Source organism: Reyranella sp. (assembly GCF_004297405.1).
In the GTDB taxonomy this organism is placed as follows: Bacteria; Pseudomonadota; Alphaproteobacteria; order Reyranellales; family Reyranellaceae; genus Reyranella.
The window spans coordinates 104,234-124,329 of sequence record NZ_SCVC01000007.1; the positions used below are offsets into that span (position 1 = coordinate 104,234).

The 20,096-nt window shown below is 65.3% G+C and carries 16 protein-coding genes; 8 read left to right on the plus strand and 8 right to left on the minus strand.

The features are described from left to right. Positions 1-4 precede the first annotated feature (4 nt). On the plus strand, positions 5-1,315 hold the full coding sequence (hslU, locus tag EPO50_RS07450; protein ID WP_296342528.1) for an ATP-dependent protease ATPase subunit HslU: 1,311 nt from the start codon (positions 5-7) through the stop codon (positions 1,313-1,315). A gap of 21 nt (positions 1,316-1,336) precedes the next feature. Here the strand turns inward: hslU and EPO50_RS07455 are convergent, their stop codons facing one another. From EPO50_RS07455 to EPO50_RS07470, 4 genes are all read right to left on the minus strand, one after another. Further along, on the minus strand, positions 1,337-2,326 hold the full coding sequence (locus tag EPO50_RS07455; RefSeq protein WP_296342529.1) for a hypothetical protein: 990 nt from the start codon (positions 2,324-2,326) through the stop codon (positions 1,337-1,339). A gap of 10 nt (positions 2,327-2,336) precedes the next feature. Then, entirely contained in the window at positions 2,337-6,365 is a 4,029-nt protein-coding gene (locus EPO50_RS07460; protein ID WP_296342531.1) for a hypothetical protein, read from the minus strand. 66 nt (positions 6,366-6,431) lie between these two features. Continuing rightward, positions 6,432-6,563: a hypothetical protein gene (locus EPO50_RS07465; RefSeq protein WP_296342533.1), complete on the minus strand. Its 132-nt coding sequence runs from the start codon at positions 6,561-6,563 to the stop codon at positions 6,432-6,434. A 2-nt stretch (positions 6,564-6,565) separates the two neighbouring features. Then, positions 6,566-7,816 carry an MFS transporter gene (locus EPO50_RS07470; protein ID WP_296342535.1) on the minus strand — a complete coding sequence of 417 codons (1,251 nt, stop codon included), beginning with the start codon at positions 7,814-7,816 and terminating at the stop codon, positions 6,566-6,568. A gap of 71 nt (positions 7,817-7,887) precedes the next feature. On the opposite strand from EPO50_RS07470, the gene EPO50_RS07475 reads away from it, so the two are divergent. Both EPO50_RS07475 and EPO50_RS07480 read left to right on the plus strand, forming a co-directional pair. After that, positions 7,888-9,447, plus strand: coding sequence for an alpha/beta fold hydrolase (locus EPO50_RS07475; protein ID WP_296342539.1), 1,560 nt, complete (start codon positions 7,888-7,890; stop codon positions 9,445-9,447). Positions 9,448-9,466: 19 nt separating this feature from the next. Continuing rightward, the gene (locus tag EPO50_RS07480) at positions 9,467-10,402 is read left to right on the plus strand and encodes a nitronate monooxygenase family protein (protein WP_296342541.1); all 936 of its coding nucleotides are present in this window, start codon (positions 9,467-9,469) and stop codon (positions 10,400-10,402) included. Positions 10,403-10,451: 49 nt separating this feature from the next. Here the strand turns inward: EPO50_RS07480 and EPO50_RS07485 are convergent, their stop codons facing one another. The 4 genes from EPO50_RS07485 to EPO50_RS07500 all read right to left on the minus strand — a co-directional run bounded on the left by EPO50_RS07485 (position 10,452) and on the right by EPO50_RS07500 (position 14,473). Further along, positions 10,452-11,477, minus strand: coding sequence for an amino acid ABC transporter substrate-binding protein (locus EPO50_RS07485; protein WP_296342543.1), 1,026 nt, complete (start codon positions 11,475-11,477; stop codon positions 10,452-10,454). Between the two features lie 86 nt (positions 11,478-11,563). Continuing rightward, entirely contained in the window at positions 11,564-12,883 is a 1,320-nt protein-coding gene (locus EPO50_RS07490; RefSeq protein ID WP_296342545.1) for a TRAP transporter large permease, read from the minus strand. Further along, positions 12,880-13,395, minus strand: a complete 516-nt coding sequence (locus tag EPO50_RS07495; RefSeq protein WP_296342547.1) for a TRAP transporter small permease — start codon at positions 13,393-13,395, stop codon at positions 12,880-12,882. The genes EPO50_RS07490 and EPO50_RS07495 overlap by 4 nt, the downstream gene beginning before the upstream one ends. An 82-nt stretch (positions 13,396-13,477) precedes the next feature. Next, positions 13,478-14,473: a TRAP transporter substrate-binding protein gene (locus EPO50_RS07500; protein WP_296342549.1), complete on the minus strand. Its 996-nt coding sequence runs from the start codon at positions 14,471-14,473 to the stop codon at positions 13,478-13,480. A gap of 194 nt (positions 14,474-14,667) precedes the next feature. Here EPO50_RS07500 and EPO50_RS07505 point away from each other — a divergent pair, with 194 nt between their 5' ends. The 5 genes from EPO50_RS07505 to ihpB all read left to right on the plus strand — a co-directional run bounded on the left by EPO50_RS07505 (position 14,668) and on the right by ihpB (position 20,088). Then, a complete protein-coding gene (locus EPO50_RS07505; protein ID WP_296342550.1) occupies positions 14,668-16,377 on the plus strand; it encodes a SulP family inorganic anion transporter in 1,710 nt (569 codons plus the stop codon). Positions 16,378-16,425: 48 nt separating this feature from the next. Next, positions 16,426-17,298 carry an aldose 1-epimerase family protein gene (locus EPO50_RS07510; RefSeq protein ID WP_296342551.1) on the plus strand — a complete coding sequence of 291 codons (873 nt, stop codon included), beginning with the start codon at positions 16,426-16,428 and terminating at the stop codon, positions 17,296-17,298. Positions 17,299-17,425: 127 nt separating this feature from the next. Continuing rightward, positions 17,426-17,779 carry a hypothetical protein gene (locus EPO50_RS07515; RefSeq protein WP_296342552.1) on the plus strand — a complete coding sequence of 118 codons (354 nt, stop codon included), beginning with the start codon at positions 17,426-17,428 and terminating at the stop codon, positions 17,777-17,779. 66 nt (positions 17,780-17,845) lie between these two features. Further along, on the plus strand, positions 17,846-19,126 hold the full coding sequence (locus EPO50_RS07520; protein WP_296342554.1) for a TolC family protein: 1,281 nt from the start codon (positions 17,846-17,848) through the stop codon (positions 19,124-19,126). Next, positions 19,123-20,088, plus strand: a complete 966-nt coding sequence (gene ihpB / locus EPO50_RS07525) for a divalent metal ion exporter adaptor subunit IhpB (protein ID WP_296342556.1) — start codon at positions 19,123-19,125, stop codon at positions 20,086-20,088. Before EPO50_RS07520 ends, ihpB begins: the two co-directional genes overlap by 4 nt. Positions 20,089-20,096 lie beyond the last annotated feature (8 nt).

Sequence of the window (20,096 nt, forward strand, 5' to 3'; positions counted from 1 at the left end):
AATCATGAGCAACGACTTTTCCCCCCGCGAGATCGTTTCCGAACTCGACAAGCACATCGTCGGCCAGCAGGACGCCAAGCGCGCCGTCGCCATCGCGCTGCGCAACCGCTGGCGCCGCCTGCAATTGCCCGAAGGGCTGCGCGAGGAAGTGCTGCCCAAGAACATCCTGATGATCGGCCCGACCGGCTGCGGCAAAACGGAGATCGCACGGCGCCTCGCCAAGTTGGCCAACGCACCATTCCTCAAGGTCGAGGCCACCAAGTTCACCGAGGTGGGCTATGTCGGCCGTGACGTCGAGCAGATCGCGCGTGATCTGATGGAAGCCGCTCTCGAGATGGCGAAGGAGCGTCTGCGCAAGGACGTGCGCGCCAAGGCCGAGATGGCTGCCGAGGATCGTGTCATCGATGCGCTGTGCGGCCCCAATGCCAGCGAGGAGACGCGGCTGCGCTTCCGCCACAAGCTGCGCAACGGCGAACTCAACGACCGCGAGATCGAGGTCGAAGTGGCCGATTCCGGCTCGCCCATGCAGTTCGAAGTGCCGGGCCAGCCCGGCGCGTCGGTCGGCATGATCAATATCGGCGACATGCTGGGTAAGGCGTTCGGCGGCCGGACCAAGAAGCGCAAGATGACCGTGTCCGAAAGCCACGAGACGCTGATGCGCGAGGAGAGCGACAAGCTCCTCGATCAGGAGCGCGTGGTGCGCGAAGCGCGTGACATGGTCGAGCAGAACGGCATCGTCTTCATCGACGAGATCGACAAGATCACGGCGCGCAGCGAGTTCCGCGGCGGCGGTGACGTGAGCCGCGAAGGCGTGCAGCGCGACCTGCTGCCCTTGATCGAAGGAACGACGGTGAACACCAAGCACGGGCCGGTGAAGACCGACCATGTGCTGTTCATCTGCTCCGGCGCCTTCCACCTCGCCAAGCCCTCGGACATGCTGCCCGAACTGCAGGGCCGCCTGCCGATCCGCGTCAGCCTGGCCTCGCTCAACCAGGAGGATTTCCGCCGTATCCTGACCGAGCCGGAGGCCAGCCTGGTGAAGCAGTACAAGGCGCTGCTCGGCACCGAGAAGGTCGAGCTCGAATTCAAGCCCGACGCCATCGACGAGCTGGCACGTCTGTCGGCCGAGATTAACGAGACGGTCGAGAATATCGGCGCCCGCCGTTTGCACACCGTGATGGAGAAGCTCCTCGAGGAGATCAGCTTCACCGCCTCGGACAAGCCCGGCCACAAGGTCGAGATCGACGCCGCCTATGTTCGCGAGCGCGTGAGCTCGCTCGCCAAGAACGCCGACCTCTCGAAGTTCGTGCTGTGATGTCTCGGACCGGCGTGGTGTCTACGCCGGCTTGAGCGTCGCGGTTACGACCCAGCGAGAAGCCTTGTTGTCGGTCACCGTCTTCTTGAGTTCGGGAAGATTGATGGCCATGGAATAGCCGCCGGCCACGCTGTCCAGCGTCGGCGGAGCCATGTCGCCGTCATCCGTCATGCCGAGTGCTTCTATCGGTTCGTCGCCCCAGCTCCAGAAGGCGAGCTTGGTGCCGTCGTTTCTGACGACGGGGACGATATGTCGGCCGGGTCTGTTGAACTTCGGAACGAAGTTGAGGCCGGCGATGAAATAGGACATGGGCGCCACGAGCAGTATGTCCTGCTCCGAGGACGGCGCGATCAGCGCCTGCACGGCGGCATCCGTGTCCGAAGGATTGATCTTGGTCACGGTCACTGATGCGTAGATGCCACTGGCCAGCATCAGGTTCTTGGTGGGCGTGAGATCGTCGATCGGAGGGGCGGCGTTGTAGTCATCGATCGGGCCATCGAACTCGATGATTCCGTCCATCTCGTGACTGCAAAGCCCCGCCATCAACATGAAATCGACGGCCTGCGCATAGTGGGTCTTGCCGTTGGGCGGCTTCTTGTCCAGTTCCCGGCGCAGATATCGCGCGACATCGAAGGCGCGCAGGTCGGAGGATACTTCGCCGGTGATCCTTCCGAGGCTGATCCTGCCGGTATTGTAGAGTTTGAGAGCATAGTTCACGACCCCCGATGGGTCGCGCCGCAACAGGCACATCAGCACCGACGCGTAGGTGCACCAGGGGTAGCCGCTTTGGGCCAGTTTGTACGGCGCTTCGACCAGCACTTTGAGGCGTGCCGCGAAAGCGTCAGGCTCCATGTGCCATTCTTTTTTCGCAGATGACGAACGGAGCCACGCCTCGATTGCGTCCAGGGCGATGGATCTGCTTCCGCTTTCCTGCAGTCGTCGGGCCCGTGCTTCCGGTGTTTCCGCAGGCACCTGGCCGGGCAGATTCAGCAAGGCGATGATCAATCCCATCGTCATGGGGCTATGCTCCCGGCTTGGGTGTGGGTTGCCGCACGCCGGCGGGCGGGTGCTTCAGCTTCACTCCTGCGGGAAGAGCAGCCATGAGCGTGGTTCGCTTTGTCACGCCGCGATCGATGATCGCCTTCTTCTGCGCGGCGACTGTTTTCAGTCGATCCTTCTTCGGAGGGAGCGCGAACTTGCCGGCGATCTTCTGTGGCGTGAGATCGCGGATGTTGCGCGGTTTCTTCCGTGGCAGGCGGCTCTCACCCGGTTTCGGCTTGGTCGGTCGGACAGGCGCGGCTTCGACGAAGAACACGCACGATGCTTCGACGCGCTGCCCTCCCGGCGGCGTGATCGACACGATCAGCGTGTTCATGCCTTCCTCGAGTCGGACGGCGGGGACCGTGCACGACAGCACGATGCCGGCCGGTGACAGTGCCGTGAGGCGGTCGACCTGAGTCACCGTGAGGGGCGCCCCAAAACGCCGTTCACCGCGCCGCGGCGGCGGCGCTGTCGGCTCAGGCTGCTTGGGTGCAATCGACCGTCCTCGCGCTCCTCCCGGTACGGCCACAGTGGCGAGAGCCGCTATCCGATTGCCTCGGGTGTTGGCCAGAGCATTGGCGCCCGACATGGTGAACGAGAACTTGTCGGTTTTGCGCGATTGGCCCTTCACCAAGCTCGCGTCCAGTGCCCGCAGCCCGCCGCGCGGCGTACCTTTCACACCGACCTTGTCCAGCTTTGAAGCGGCCCAATGCGGGCGCAAGGTCAGGTCTGCACGCGGATCGAACCGGCCTGCCTTTCGGACAACCTCGGAAGTGGCTTCCGATGTTGATCCGAGATCGGCGACGGAGAAGGACTTCAGCGGCAGTTCCTGGCCGTTGAGAAAGACATGGACCGAGTCGGGTCGATCGTCCTCATCGAGCACGGCCTCGCGCGACAGGCCCTGGATTTCGATCCGCACGCGCACTTCGCCGTGCGCCACGGTCCCTGGCGTTGGCGAGAGGATCCTCACGCCGCGCGGAGCGGCTTCGAGGGCTGTCCGTTGCCGGCTGAGACGCTCGCGCTTTGCGCCGACATCCGCCCGTTCGGCCTCCGCTTCCTGAAGTATGGCCTCCTTGGTGAAGGCCGAGGACAGCGACCGGGCTGCGTCGCGGACAGCATCTTCGAAGGCATCGAGTTCGCGTACGGCGCGACGCAGCCCATCGACGATCGCCTCCACCGGGACGTCCACGCGGCCCAGGGAAATCCGGTGACGGACCCCCAGGACATTGACGTCGAAGGCGACTCGGATATGCGGATCACGACCGAGATTGTCGTAGATCGCGTCGGTGAGCCGGTTGATCAGCAGATTGCCGATCTGCTGCGCGAGATCGCGATCGGGGTCGAGTTCGCGGACGTCGTCCATGATCGAGTCGAGCTCTTCCGCCAGTTCGCCCACGATATCGAGCACACCGTCGATCACGTCGTTGTCGAGCGCATCCTCGACGGCGTCACGCGCCATGCCCCGCATCGCCCGCTTCAAATCCGGCGGTGCGAGCGTGCGATAGACGTGATTGTCGGTCAGCACGGCCAGCGCCTGGTCGACGATTTCGGCCGCCAGCTTCGACTTGAACTTGCGCCGCCCCGAGCTTGTCGCCAACGGCGTGAGCGCGCCCAACAGGCTTTCAGCGGCCTGGTCGAACTGGTCGGCAACCTCTCGGGCGAGCCGCTCGATATCGGCCAGGAGCTGGCCTAGCTGTCGCTGCATGTCTTCGAGCGCCTGCTGCGCGTCGTCGACCCATTGCTGCACCTGGCGTTGCGCGGCCTCGAGCACTTCGGCCAGCTCTTCCAGGATCTTGGTGCCGATCAGTTCGATCAGCTTCGTGACGAACTGCAGGAAACGTTCGCCCCCGACGGCCGCCAGTTCGGTCGCCAGCGCCATCATGGCGTCGCTGTTGGGGATGAAGGCGCCGTCGCCGAGTTCCTGCAGGAAACCGGCGCCGGCCGTGCTCGGCAGAGGATCGATGACCTCGTACATCAGCGAGCGGATCTTTGCCCGTTGGGCCTCGTCGAGCGGTCCCAGTACCTCGGCGCCGATGCGCAGTGCATCGGCCGTCAGCTCGGCGATCTCGTTCACCGGGACCGGCAGGTTGGCGGCCTTCGAGAGCTGCTTCACGATCCCGTTTGGCGCGTCGACGTTGTCGGCGAGGCCGTTGAGGATGCCGTGCATCTGCGCCTGCGCAGTGGCCAGCATGATATCGGTCGTGACGACGAGGCTGCGCCCGACCAGCTTCATCAGCACGCCAGAGAGAGCCTCTTTCAGCGCCTCACGGTCGGCGCCGCGTCGTGGCCAGTCGAGGACGATGCCGAACACCGTTTCCATCGTGAAGTCGGTCGTCGGCAGGAAGACTTCGTCGAAATAGCTCTTGAGGTCAGGACGCGATGCCAGCCGATCCCGCAGGACCGGCGCGAGCTCGTCGTGGATCTGGTCGGACATGAATGTCCGTAACCCGCCGGCGATCGCCGCGAGGGTGGCCTGCGCATCGGGCTGGCCGGAGCCACTGGCGATCACGCTGCCGATGTTGCGCAGGATCGTCCGTCCGACGTCGTTGGCCGCGGCGCCGAGCGGGCCGGTCATGGCCGACAGAAAGCGGTCCACGCCGGGTTGGTGCTGCCGCAGGAAATCGAGGGCGGCGTCGGCGGCGAGGAATTCGACGACGTGATCGAGCTTGAGGGAGCCGGCAGCAGGCGGTGACGGCAGGGAGCTGCGGATGTGATCGCGCACCAGCGCCGGTGGCTGTGTCGTCAGGTTGCCGGAGAAGGCGGCCTTGGCTTGGCGCGGCGGCTGACCGATGACACTGAGGCGGGCATCGGCGCGGATCACCCGGCGATTGGCGATCAACGCGAGCTGCGAGGCCGACCACAACACGGAGACGAAGCGTTGGGTCTGGACATCGACCGTGCCGCCCAGCGCGGCGGTGGTCAGATCGACCAGGCGAGCGACCAGCGTGTTCCAGTAGGTTTCGTTTGCCGGCGTGCCCTCGAACGGCTCTGCAGGAAATGCCTGCAAGTGGCTCGCGAGGGCGCGCCGGGCCGATAGGGTCCGATCCCATTGGGCCTGCGAGAGGGTCGCCACCCAGGTTCGGAGCGTGGCTTCGAGCGCGGTAAACCCCGCGTCGGTCAGGCCTTTCAGCAGGAAGCGCTGACCTTCCTCCAGGGCCACCTGGGCACAGCGCAGCGCGACATCCTGGGCGCCTGCAGCCGTTGCCGCGGGCGCATTCAAGGCGAGGTACTCGCCCAGCTCGTAGGAGGTACGGAGCACCGTCTTGAAGAGCGGCCGCGCCGCGTCGAGCAGCATCCTCGGCGCTACGCTGTCCGACGGCAGGTTATCCTTGAGCTCATCGCATGCCTTTTCGACCAGCACGTCGACCGAGCGCGCGACGAACCGACTGAAATCGTCGATCTCCATCGCGGCGAACACGCGGAATCCGGCGCCGGCCTTCAGCCCCACACCGGCACCGGCGACGATGTTGAAGCCGGGCTTGATGTTCTTCCCGGGCTGCGCGATGGCGGTGCCAGTGACGACGAGTTGAGCGTAGGCCTGCGCGGTCAGGGCGGCCTTGGCGTAGACGCCGGCCTTGATATTGACCTCCGACAGGAACACCCGCAGCAAGTCTATCGGCAGACCACGCATCTGCTGATCCCGCTCCGCCAGCTCGAGGAAGTCGCCGATCTTCAGGCCAAGGCCGACCTGGACCGCTGCCGCCAGCTCGGCGATCGCCTGCAGGCGGACGGCGAAGCCGATCTCCTGGAACAGGTTCATCGGCGCCTGGATCTGCGCCGTCACGGACGCGGACGCGCTGGCCTGCCCCGAGACTTCGGCGCTCAGGAACTTGCCGACGCTGGCGTCGACACTGGCCAGCGCCTGGATGCCGAGGTCGAGATTGAGGCCGCGTCGGACCTGAGCTCCCGCGGCTATCGAGACCTGGGCGTTGCCACCGGCCTGTGCCCAATCGGTGGCGACCGTCCCGCCCGCGGCGAAGACATCCTGATCCAGTCGTGCTGTCGGCATCGTCGCCCCCCGGCTCCCCGCGCCAATGTCGAGCATTGTGCGCGGGTCGAGCCTAGCGACTCTGGATCACAGACAATAGGCCGCGATCAGGTCCACGAGATATGCAGGCCCGTTCATGCCCCACAGGACGAACGAGACGGCGGTCGCGGCCACGACGAGGCTGGCGGAAGCCCAGAGCAGCAGGGCTTGCCAGCTCACGCTCATGCCGGCTGCGGCACGGCCATCGCGGGCCGCGTCAGCCGCTCCTCGACGATCGGGTAGTGTAGCGCCGCCGAAACCAGGCCGAGCGCGATCGAGATCCACCACATCAGGTCGTAGTTGCCCTGCAGGTCGAAGATGCGGCCACCGCCCCAGCCGCCGAAGAAGCTGCCGACCTGATGGCCGAAGAAGACGATGCCGTTCAGCATGGTGAGATGCACCGGGCCGAAGATATAGCCGACCAGAGATGTGGTGAGCGGCACCGTGCCCAGCCACAGGAAGCCTAGTGCCGCGGCGAAGGTCAGCACCGAAGCCGCCGACAGCGGCGCCAGCACGAAGCCTAGGAAGACCAGCGAGCGCAGCAGGTAGAGCAGCGACAGTAGGTTCTTGCGCTTGTACCTGGCGCCCATCGAGCTCCACAGGATGGCGCCGGCGATGTTGAACAGGCCAACCATGCCGATCGCCCAACCGCCCAGCTCTGCGGGCGAGAGCTTCATGCCGAACAGCGAGAGGCCGATCCCCTTGTCGGAGATGTAGGCCGGCAGATGGCCGCCCACGAAGGCGACGTGGAAGCCGCACACGAAGTAGCCGATCACCAGCAGGATGTAGCTCTTCTGCGCGAAAGCCTCGGAGAGCGCCGCACCAGTGGTCTGGTTGCCGCCGCCGGCCTTCTTGCTGGCCGCGATCTCCTTGCTGTCGTTCAGGCCGACGGCCAGGAGCATCATCAGCACGGCAATGCCGGTCAGCGCCCACATGGTGGGGCGCCAGTCGCCGAAATAATTCTGCAGCACGGCGGCCAGCGGCACGATGAAGAACTGGCCGAACGAGCCGCCGGCAGAGCAGATGCCCACGGCGAGCGCGGCCTTGGCCGGCGGCGCCACGCGCAGGATCACGCCCAGCACTGGTCCGAAGCTCGCGGCCGAGAGGCCGACGCCGACCAGGATGTTGCCGAGGATCAGCATGAACCCGTCATGCATGACCGCCGTCACGACCATGCCCGCCACGTAGAGAGCGGCACCGCCGGCGATCGTCGGTGCCGACCCGAAGCGGTCGCAGAGCCGGCCGGCGAAGGGCGCCACGGCGCCCATCAGCAGCATGGAAAGCGCGGTGCCGAAGGAGAAGAGTTCGCGACCGACATTCAATTCGGCCGAGACGGGCTTGAGGAAGATGCCGAAGCTCTGGCGGACGCCGAGCCCGATGGTGAGGACGAGGAAGCCGCACCAGACGGCGGTCCAATATGAGCGGGAGGTCATGACCGGCAAAGTGAGGCGGGGCGGTCGGGCTGGCAAGATGTTCGCCGGCATCCCTTCCATAGAATTACTTCATGCCGTCACAAGCCACGATGTGGCAGAACATAGCCATGGCGCGATTGCGGTTCCTGTGCGGTCTGGCAGCATTTCTGCTCATTTTGGCAGAGAGCGCTGTCGCGGCGCCGCGCCTTGAACGCGAGCGCTGCACCTTCAAGCCGCCGCGCGGCGACAGGGTCGAATGCTTCGTGCTGATCGTCCCGGAGAATCGCGAGCAGCCGCAGGGCCGCGAGGTCAAGCTGAAGGTCGCCGTCCTCAAGGCCAAGCGCACGGCCGGTGTCGAGCCATTGGTCTATCTCTCGGGCGGGCCGGGCGACGCGCCGCTGGTCGCTTCGAGTCCCGGCGCCGATGCGCTGGCCGAAGGCGATTGGTGGAACGAGACGGCCGTGATTCGCCGCAAGCGCGACGTGATCATCCTGAGCCAGCGCGGCGCCGGTGGTTCGACGCCCAATCTCGACTGTTTCGATACCCGGATGACAGAGCCCGCCAAGGCGCGCCGCCGCGCCGTCACCGAACAGCAAGAGAAGGAGATCCTGGCGCGCTGCCGGGCCAACCTCGATCGCCGCAAGATCGACCTCACGATGTACAACACACCCGTGCTGGCCGACGACGTGGCCGATCTGGCGACAGCGATGGGATTGAGCCGCATCAACATCTACGGCGTGTCCTACGGTACGCGCTGGGGTCTCGAGGTGATGCGCCGGCATCCCAGTTTGGTGCGTGCGGCCGTCTTCGACGGCGTCTACCCGCCGCAGATCAACGGCGAGCAGAACGAGCCTGCGATCGTGCGCCGTGCCTTCGAGCAGCTCTATGCAGACTGCGCCGCCGATGCGCTTTGCCGTGAGCGGCAACCCGACCTGCGCGCCACGGTCGAAGGCGTGATCGAGGCCGCCGATCGCAAACCTCTCGACCTTACGCTTGCCCTGGAAGACGGACCGCAATCCGTGCAGCTCGACGGCACCAAGCTCCTGATGGTGCTGCTGAACATGATGCGTGAGGGCGAGGCCGCATCCATTCCCGAAACGGCGGCCGCCGTGAAGCGCGGCGATCTTCGCCTGGTGCGCCTCTTTGCCGAAGATCTCGAAAGCAACGATGGCGGCCTGCTCGAGCAGAACGCGCAGCAGTTCGACGGGCTCTACAACAGCATCGAATGCCGCGAGACCTGGCCGACGGTCGATCGTGCGGCGCGCCGCAACGCGATCGAGGAGAACGGCGTCTATGGCCTGAACGCCAGGGCCAGCAAGTCACCGACCTTCTGCCCGGCGTGGCGGGTGGCGGCCGCGCCGGCCGCCGATCGCCAGCCGGTGAAGTCATCTGTGCCAACCTTGCTGTTGAGCGGCACCTTTGATTGGCTGACGCCGCCCATTTGGGCGCGCGAGGCCGCGAAGACGCTACCTGCGTCGCGCAATGTCGCGTTCCGTGCCCAGGGCCATGGTGTCGTCGTGCAGGACCCGTGCGCGGCCCGCCTGCGCGATACCTTCATCGAGGATCCCGACCCGAAGAAGGCATTGCCCTGCCGCGCCGACACGCCGCCCAATTTCACCGCCGCCTGGGAACGCGCGCGCAATATGCCTTGAAATCACAGGAAGGAAACAGATGAACCGAGTGCTCGCCCATACCGGCGTCAAGTATCCCATCGTGCAGGCGCCGATGGGCTGGATCGCGCGCAGCCAGCTCGCGTCGGCGGTCTCCAATGCCGGCGGACTCGGCATCATCGAGACCTCGAGCGGTGAGGTCGATGCCTGCCTCGCCGAGATCGAGAAGATGAAAGAGCTGACTGACAAGCCGTTCGGCGTGAACTTGCCACTGCTCTTCATCCGCGAGCCACGCATCGTCGATCTCGTGGCAAAAAGTGGCGTGAAGTTCGTCAGCACCTCGGCCGGCTCGCCCGCCAAGCTGTTGCCGACGCTGAAGGCCGCAGGCCTTACCGTCTATCACGTCGTGCCCAACCTCTCCTCGGCACTGAAGGCGGTCGAGGCTGGCGTCGACGGGCTGATCGTCGAAGGCGGCGAGGGTGGCGGCTTCAAGAACCCTGACGACGTCTCGACCCTGGTTCTGCTGCAGGCGGTGCGGGAGAAGACCGACGTGCCGATGATCGCTGCCGGTGGCATCTGCGACGGTCGCGGCATGGCCGCCGCCTTTGCGCTCGGCGCGGAAGGCATCCAGATGGGCACGCGCTTCGTAAGTGCCGCCGAGAGCCCGGTGCATCACAATTACAAGCAAGCCATCGTCGACGCCGACGATACCGGCACCGTGATGCTGAACCGCAAGTCGACGCCTTGCGTGCGTGCGTTGAAGACCGAGCGTGCCAAGGAGATCGACCGCGCCGGTTCGTTCGATCGCGCGATCTTCGGCAAAGTGAAGGACGTGTATTTCGGCGGCGACATGGAAGCCTCGCTGGCGCTCGCCGGCCAGACGGTCGGCCTGATCCACGAGGTGCTGCCGGTGGCCGAGATCATCGGGCGTACGGTCGATGGCTTCCATGCCATTCGCCGCCAGCAGGGCGAACGTTCGCAGTCAGGCGGGTTCTAGGGCGAAGTCGGTGTCGACCGATGATCGCGCACGATGAGACTCGCGCGTCTTAGCGCATCGGCAGGGGGTACATCAGACCGCCGTCACGCCACAGTGCGTTCTGACCGCGCGCCAGCTTGAGCATCGAGCGGGCGCCGAGATGGCGCTCGAAGCTCTCACCGTAGTTGCCAACCTGCAGGATGACGTTGAACGCCCAATCCTCGTCCAGGCCGAGCGCCTTGCCATTGCCGGGAGTCACACCGAGGAGATGCCGCACGTCGGGATCGTTCGACCGGCGCTCGCTTTGCACATTGTCGCGGCGGAGGTCGAGATCCTCGGCCGCGAGCATCGCCTGGAAGGTCCAGCGCACGATGTTGGCCCACTGGTCATCGCCACGACGCACGTAAGGTCCGAGCGGTTCTCGCGAAATCATCTGCGGCAGGATCGAGTAGTCGGCTGTCTTGTTGCGCACGATCAGTGCCGATGCGAGCGCCGATGCGTCGAGTGTTGCGGCCATGCATCGACTGGCGAAGAAGGCGTCCAGCATGGCGTCGTTGGTGTCGAAGCTCACGAGATCGATCCGGTTGCGCCGCGCCCGAAACCAGGCCGTGGCGTTGTCCTCGTGCGTCGTGCCGCGCACCGTGCAGACCTTGCCGCCGCTCACCTGCGAGAGGTTCTGGATTGCGAGCTTGTTCGGTACGACGAAGGCCTGACCGTCGTAGAAGTTGACCGATACCGCCTCCACTCCATCGGCCAGTCGCCGCAGCGTGACCGTCGAGTTTCGGACCAGCAGGTCGATCCTGCCATCGGCCAGTTCCTTGAAGCGTTGCTGCGCCGTGAGCGGGGTGTAGGTTACCTTGGTGGCGTCGCCCAGCGTCGCGGCGGCGACCGCTTTGCAAAGGTCGACGTCGAAGCCGGCCCAGCCGACGGGTTCACTCTGCCAGGAGAAGCCGCGCAACTGACCGTTGATGCCGCAGTTGAGCGTGCCCCGCTGTTTCACCATTTCGAGCGTCGATTGTGCCGCCGCGGACGACGCCATGGAAATGGCCATCGGTGCCGCCAGAACCGCAAGGCCGTGCAAGATTTTGCGGAACATCGTCGTTCCCATCTGCAACAAATGGTAGTGGAACCTATCTCTTGTGCAAATCCGTAACAAGTTGTTCGCTCTAGCGTATCGGCGATCTACTTCAGCAGCTCCGGTGCGATCAGGCGCGGAAGGAACAGGGCGATGTCGGGCCAGACGATCATCGCCGCCAGGACCACGATCATCGGCACCAGCATGATCATCGTGTCCTTGAGCGCATAGCGCAGTGGCACACCGGCGACCGCACAAGAGATCATGAGGCAGAGGCCGTAGGGTGGCGTCACCAGGCCGAAGGCCAGCGACACGATCGAGACGATCGCGAAGTGGACGGGGTCCATGGCGACAGATTTGGCGAGCGGCTGCAGGACCGTGCCGACAATGATGATCGCCGGGATGGCGTCGAGGAAGCAGCCCACGACGAGGAATACGAAGGCGATGAAGAAGCCGACGCCGATCGGGCCCAGGCCCCAGCTCGTGACGTTGGCCAGCAGCTCCTGCGGGATGCGGTAATAGGCCAGCAGCCAGCCGAAGGCCGACGCTGTTCCGATGCAGAATAGCGCCACCGAGGCGAGTTTGCCGGTATCGACCAGTGCTCGATAGAGCTCCTTCGCTCCCATCTCGCGATAGACCACGATCGACAACACCGCCGAGTAGAGCACGGCGACGCAGGCCGATTCGGTCGCTGTGAACCAGCCCAGCAGGATGCCGCCCACGATGATGACCGGAGTCATCAGCGCCGGGATCGACACCCAGATCGAGCAGAGGAGCTGACGGAACGACGAGCGCGGGTAGGTCGGATAGCCGCGCTTCACCGCGTAGACATGAACCGTGGCCATCTGGGCGCCGGCGATCAGCAGGCCGGGTACGACGCCCGCAAGATAGAGCGCGCCGATCGAGGTCGAGATGATACCACCCCAGACGATCATCAGGATCGATGGCGGGATGATGACGGCTAGCACGGCCGAGACGGCGGTGATGGCGATCGAGAAGGAAAGGTCGTAGCCCTCCTTGGTCTGGGCATCGATGAAGATCTTGCTTTGGCTCGCCGCATCGGCGGTCGAGGAGCCGGAGATGCCGGCGAAGAACACCGAGAGCACGACGTTGATCTGCGCCAGCGACCCCGGCCAGCTTCCGACGATGGCGCGCGACAACGCCACCAGCCGGTCGGTGATGCCGCCGACGCTCATCAGGTTGGCCGTCAGCAGGAAGAACGGCACGGCGAGCAGGATGAAGGAGTTGTAAGCGTTGAAGGTTTCCTGCGCGAGCATCATCGTCCCGAGCCGTGGCTCCAGGTAGAAGAGCGGCAGGCAGGCGAGCCCCAGCGCGAAGGCCACGGGCACGCGCAGCACCAGCAACACGAAGAAGACGCCGAACAGGATCGAGGCGGCTTCGCCGGCCGAGAACAGAGCGCCGCTCATGGGACGCTCCAGCCGAACAGGATGCGGACCTCGTCGTAGAACTGCTCGCCTAAGAAGATGAGCCAGGTGACGCCGGCTACCGGCCAGGCGATGTGGATCATCCAGAGCGGCAGGTCGGCGAGCTCGGAGGTGCGATACCAGGCGAAGCGCGTGAACTCGATGCCGCCCACCACGAAGACCAGTGCCGATGCCAGGATGCCGAGCCGCGCGGCAATGCGCACGGCTGCCTCTCGGCGTCGCGAGAGGGTTGGCCAGACGTCGACCTCGAAGTGCGAGGCTTCGCGCACGCCGATCATGGCGCCGATCATGATCATCCAGATGAACAGGAAGCGCGCCATCTCCTCCGTCCAGATGTAGGGCGGGATCAGATCGGTGTAGCGCGACACCATCTGCAGGGTGACAGGGACGACGATGACGGCGACGGAGAAGGCGAGAAGGCCGGTCAGGAATTGGGCGTAAGCCGCCGTGAACCGGCGCCAGAGACTGCGCGGTTGAGCTTCAGAGGAGGGCATCGGGGAATCCGTTCAGGAGAAAACGCCCGGTGAGGAGCCGGGAGAAAGCGCAGCGGAGGGGCTGCTCCGCTGCGCTTACGCATCAGTTGGTAGCAACGATCTGGCTGAAGATGCCGTCTACGCCGATCTCCTTGGCGTAGGCCGCCATCACCGGATCGACCAGCTTCTTCATCTCGGCGCGATCCTTGAAGGGAATGCGCTTCAGCTTGCCGGCCTTCTCGAGCGCGACGAGCTTCTGCTCGTCCTCCGAGCTCTCGACCTGACGGCCATAGGCGCCGGCTTCCTTGCCGGCCTTCAGGATCGCTTCCTGCAGGTCCTTCGGCAGGGTCTTGAAGGTCTTGCCGGAGAAGCAGATCGGCCGGATCGTGATGGCGTGCTCGGTCATCGCGAGGTTGGGCGCCACTTCGTAGAACTTCATGGTCTCGACGCCGGCCGCTTCGTTCTCACCGGCCGAGATCACGTTGTTCTGGATGGCGTTGTAGACCTCGTTGTAGGCGATGACCGTCGGCGACATGCCGGCTGCGGCAAAGGTCTTGGACCAGATCGGCGCGCCCTGGACGCGGACCTTCAAGCCCCTGATCTCCGCCAGGTTCGACACCGGCTTGTTGACGAAGATGTTGCGCACGCCGCCGCCAGCATAGCCGATCAGCATGACATCGGCCTTCTGCGCGATCTCGTCGGCGACCGGCTTCAGCAAGTCGGCCTCGAGCACCTTGTTCCATTGCGCGAGGTCGCGGAACAGGAAGGGCGCGTCGATGAACGGCGCGGCCTTGGAGAAGGTCGACATGTGGGCCGGCGAGACGATGCCGTAATCCACGGCTTTGCCCTGCGCCATGTACTCGAAATACTGCTTCTCGAGGCCGAGCGAAGAATTGCGGTGCAGGGTGAAGTTGATCGGCTTGCCGTAATACTTCTTCACCAGCTCCTCGAACTTGAGCAGCGTCTTGTTGAAGGCGTGGTCGTCGTTGAACTGCACCGCGCCGTTCAGGGTCAGCGGCGCCTGCGCGCTCGCCGAGCGGATAAAGGGAGTAGCGATCGTCGCGGCGGCCAGGCCGCCGACCAGGTGTCTGCGCTTCATGGTCTTTCCTCCGGGGCCCTGTTTTGTGGTTCTGCGACCGGGACCTGCACGGACTATGCATGGGAATGGCGGCGGATGCGACAAAGTTGTCAGACAACATGCGAGAACCGTAGGCGAGCCCACGAAACTGGTCCTTGCTCGCGACCGCACGGAGGCGTTAGGCTTGGGTAAGTAGTACACAAATTTTTAGTTAAATGTCCGTCGACGTTCCTTCCCCGGCGCTGTTTGCGCCCAAGCTGGTCACCGTGCTGCGGGAAGGCTACGGGCTCGCGGCCTTTCGGGCCGACGCCATCGCGGGGCTGACCGTCGCTATCGTGGCGCTGCCGCTCTCCATGGCGATCGCCATTGCCTCGGGCACGGGACCGGAGCGTGGGCTTTTCACGGCCATCATCGGCGGCTTTCTGATCTCGGCATTGGGCGGCAGCCGCTTCCAGGTCGGCGGCCCGGCCGGCGCCTTCATCGTGCTGGTGGCAGCCTGCGTCGAACGGCATGGCGTCGACGGCATGTTGCTGGCGACCCTGCTGGCCGGCGTCTTCCTCACGGCTGCCGGCGCCCTGCGGCTCGGCACCTTCATCAAGTTCATCCCCTATCCGGTGACGGTCGGTTTCACGGCGGGTATCGCGGTCATCATCTTCGCGAGCCAGCTCAAGGACCTCCTGGGCCTGACCCTCGACGGCAAGGAGCCCGGCCCGTTCGTCGCCAAGCTCGAAGCGCTGGCGCCGGTCCTCGACACGATCAATCCGGCCGCCGTTGCGCTGGCGGTGCTGGTCATCGGCCTGATCCTGGGGCTGAAGCGGCTGCGACCACATTGGCCCGGCATGCTGATCGCCGTCGTGGCAGCCTCGGTCGCGGCCGGGCTGCTCGGGCTTCCGGTCGAGACGATCGGCAGCCGCTTCGGCGGCATTCCCTCGATGCTGCCGGCGCCGCGCCTGCCCGACATGTCCTGGGCGAAGATCGAAGCCATCCTGCCCGACGCGGTGGCCTTTGCGCTGCTGGGCGCCATCGAATCGCTGCTGTCGGCCGTCGTCGCCGATGGCATGACCGGCCGCCGTCACCGCTCGAACTGCGAACTGGTGGCCCAGGGCATCGCCAATATCGGCGCGGCCTTGTTCGGCGGCATCTGCGCCACCGGCACCATTGCGCGCACCGCCACCAATGTCCGTGCCGGCGCGCGCAGCCCGGTCGCCGGCATGCTGCACTCGGCGTTCCTGCTGGGCTTCATGCTGCTGGCCGCCCCGTTGGCGGCTTACATCCCGCTCGCCGCCCTGGCCGGCGTGTTGGCGATCGTCGCGTGGAACATGGCCGAGAAGCACGAGTTCGCCACCCTGCTGCGCTCGTCGCGTGGCGACGCGACGGTCCTGTTGGCGACCTTCCTTCTCACCGTGTTCCGCGATCTGACCGAAGGCATTGTCGTAGGCTTTGCCCTGGGTGCGGCGCTGTTCATCTATCGGATGTCGACTGCCTCCGGCGTGGAGGAGCGCGTGCCGCTGGTGCCGGCGGACCGCGCCGACACCGCGGTTCCGCGCGCCCCCTACGATCCGGCACTGGCGATGGACCGTGATGTCGTCGTCTATCGTCTCTCGGGTGCTTTCTTCTTCGGCACGGCATCGACCGTCGGCGCCGTGCTCGACCGTATCGCCGACGAGCGCAAAGCCTTCGTGATCGACGTCTCGGCGGTGCCGTTCATCGATTCGACCGCCGCCAACGTCATCGCCGGCATCGGCCGCAAGGCAGGCCGTCACGGTATTCGCGTCTTCGTGACGGGAGCTGTTCCCGTCGTGCGTCACGCGCTGCTGCGGGCGGGGGCCGGCCGGCCGGACGTCCGCTACCTGCCACGCATCGAAGACGCGGTACGCGTCGCGCACGCTCTTGCCGGGCACGCAGATCTCGACAGTATCGGCTGATATTGCGTCTCCCCTTCACGGCGCGCACGGGGCCGCGCAGAATGCGGCATGGTTGACCTCGTTTCGATATCGGACTCCGCGCTCAGCGCCCAGATTTCCGCCGCAGGGGCAGAGCTTCAAAGGCTACAGGACCGTGACGGTTCGGACCTGTTGTGGAGCGGCGATCCCGCTGTGTGGGCCGGTCGTGCGCCCCTGTTGTTCCCGCTGGTCGGCGAGACCAAGGACAAGAAGATCAGGGTCGAAGGCAAGATCTACGAGATCCCGCGCCACGGCTTCACGCGCACCTCGCGCTTCGCGCTGGTGACGGCGGAGAAGACACGCTGCGTCTGGCGGCTCGAAGCCAGCGAGGCAACGCGCCGGCAGTATCCGTTCGAGTTTCGCCTCGATGTCATCTACCGGATCGAAGGCGGCGCGCTGCAGATGACCGCCGAAGTGACGAACAAGGGCGATAGAGCCATGCCAGCGTCGTTCGGCTTCCATCCGGCCTTGCGCTGGCCGCTGCCATCCGGTGCGCCGCGCGAGGCACACGAAATCGTCTTCGAGCGCGATGAGCCCGCGCCGGTGCGCCGGCTCGCCAACAACCTGCTGAGCCCGGTCCTGCATCCGACACCCGTCCGGGGCCGGCGGCTCGCCTTGCGTGATGAGTTGTTTCGCGACGATGCGCTGATTTTCGACAGGCTGGAAAGCCGTAGCCTGGTCTATGGCGCACCGGGCCATAGCTCTCTCCGGGTGAGCTTCCCGCGCATGCCGCATCTTGGCATCTGGACCAAGCCCGGCGCGGGTTATGTCTGCATCGAGCCTTGGCAAGGCTATGCCAGTCCCGAAGCGTTCGACGGCGAACTGGCGGACAAACCCGGCATGGTCTCGATCGAGCCGGGAGCGACGGAGCGCTTCGAGATGTCGATCGCGCCGGAGGGTTGACAGTCATCTGGTAATGGTTGAACAGATATTCAAATGTATGAATATCTGCGCTCAACAATCCTGCATGCGACAATTCATGTCTCCTGTCGTGTTGACGGGGCGTCGGTCCTCGCGTTCACTCCGCGCCGTGAGCAGTAGCGTCTCCTCGCTTGGTGTCATGGTGCAGCCCGCAGCCTTGCTGCGGCTTCTCTGCGCTTTGATGGTGGCGCTGGTCACTGTGTTTCATGTTTGTGGCACCGCCTCGGCCCGCGAGATCGGGCCCGTCGCCGTCGTTCTCGACGTCACGGGCGATGATGGTTCGGCCGACGATGTCGGCATGACCGTGGAGCAGTGCCACTTCTGCTCCGTTGTTCCACTGCTGGCGACGGCCTCTGCGATCATGCTGCCGCATACGCCTCATGTCGTGCCGGCGGCCGTCGTGGCAGGCCTCCTGCCGTTCTCCCCGCACGCAGACTCTCCACCTCCTCGAGCCCTGACCTAGTCGTTCCTCTCCTTGCCGCCTGCTGAGAAGGCGGCACGTCGAACACTGGTCCTTTGGGTTTCGTCGATGACAATTCGTGCCATCTGGGCGCTTCTTGCGGCGTGCGCCGTCGCATGGTCGTGGCCTGCGCTGGGTCAAAATCAGGGGCAGGGCCAAAAGGCCACTGGTCCGCTGACCCTGCAGCAAGCCCTGCAACGCGCTGCCAACGCCAATCCGCGCATCGCCGTGGCCGACCGGAACATCGGCATGGCCGATGGTCGGCGCGAGCAGGCGAACGCCCTGCCGAATCCCACGGTCGGCGTCGAAGTCGACAATTTCGGCCAAGGCCAGAGCAGTTTCACCGGCACGCCCGAGATGACGCTGATGCTGAGCCAGCTCATCGAATTGGGAGGCAAGCGTGGCGCGCGCGTCCAGGCCGCGTTGGGCGATTACGACGCCGCCCGCTGGGAGCGCGAAGCGGCGCGCCTCGAACTCCTCTCAGAGACGACGATTGCCTTCGTCGAGGCCTTGTCGGTGCAGCGCCGCATCCAGCTCCTCGAACGGCAGGCCGGCGCCCTGGAAAAACTGGTGCCGCTTATGCAGCGACGGGTCGAAGCCGGCGCTTCCTCACCCTCCGAAGTCTCGCGCACTCAGGCCGCCGTCGGCCTCGTGCGTTTCGAACGCGAGCGCGCGCGAACCTCGCTGGCCGTGGCGCGGCGGGACCTTGCTGCCCTCATGAGCCTGGACCAGCCGACTTTTGCCACTGTCGCTGGCGATTTCGGCCGTCTCGTCAGGCCGGCGCCGCTCGATACGCTCATTCGCGCCATCGAGGACAATCCGCAGCTCATGCGCTGGTCGGCGATACGTGCCCAGCGCGACGGCGATTTGCTGTCGGCGCGCCTGAAGCCTCTGCCGGACATCACGGCCAGCGTGGCGTGGCGGCACTATACCGAGACCAACGACAACGGCGTCCGCTTCGGTGTCTCGATCCCGATCAACGTGATCGATCGTAACAAAGGCGCCATCCGCGAAGCCCAGGAATCGGTGCAGAAGACCGGCGCCGAACGCGCCATCAACCGCCTCACGCTGATCGCGATCATCGGCAAGGCGCACGACACGGCCAACGGCACGCTGCAGCAGCTCGATCTGCTGCGCAAGACGATCCTTCCAGCGGCGCGCGCCTCGTTGAAGACGATCGAAGAGGGCTACGGCCAGGGCCGCTTCACCCTGCTCGAAATCCTCGATGCCTACCGCACCGTCGCCGATGCCGAGCTTCTGGAGCACGAAGCGCTGGCGAGCTTTCACACGTCCATCGCGACCATCGAAGGGTTGATCGGCAGCCCCGCAAACCAAGGGAGGGCGCGATGATAAAGGCGCTGAGAATTCTCCTCGTTGCCGTGGTTTGCGTCGCGGCCCTGGGAGCGTCGGCCTACTACGTTTTCGGCGCGAAGTTCGGTCAGGCGGCAAAGCCTGTCGCGTCCAAGGGCCACGAAGAGAAAGGCCACGGGCACGACGAAGAGGGCGTGAAGCTCAGCGATGCGCAAGTCGCGGCCGCGGGCATCGAGCTTCTCCAGGCGGGTCCGCGCGAGCTGCGTGAAGTCCTGAGGCTGAACGGCATCATCCAGCCCAACCAGGAGACCCTGGTGAAGGTGACGCCGCGTTTCCCCGGTGTCGTGCGCAGCATGCGCAAGCGACTGGGCGACAAGGTGAAGAAGGACGAAGTGCTGGCCACCGTCGAAAGCAACCAGAGCCTCACGACCTACGAACTGAAAGCCCCGATCGACGGCACAATCATCGATCGCGACGGCACCCTGGGTGAGTTCGCTTCGGAAGCCCGACCGCTCTTCACCATTGCCGACCTCTCGACCATGTGGATCGACTTCGCCGTCTATCGCCGCGACTTCGCGCGGGTGCGGGTGGGCGACCCCGTCGCCATCGACGTCGAGGATGGCGGTTCGACCATCGAGTCCAGGATCGACTACGTCTCGCCGCTGGGCACCAGCGACACGCAGTCCTCGGTTGCCCGCGCCGTCGTGCCCAACGACGGCCGGCTGCGGCCGGGCCTGTTCGTCGATGGCCGTGTCGTGCTCTCCGCGACGCCGGTCGATGTCGCCATCAAGTCGAGTGCGATCCAGACGCTCGAGGGCAAGACCGTGGTCTTCGTCCGCGAGGGCGAGACGTTCACAGCCCGCGAGGTCGAGCTGGGAGGGCGCGATGCCGACTGGATCGAGGTCAAGTTCGGCCTGATGGCAGGCGACACCTACGCTGCGAAGAACAGCTTCGTGATCAAGGCCGAGATCGGCAAGGGCAGCGCGGCCCATGAGCACTGAGGGCGTGA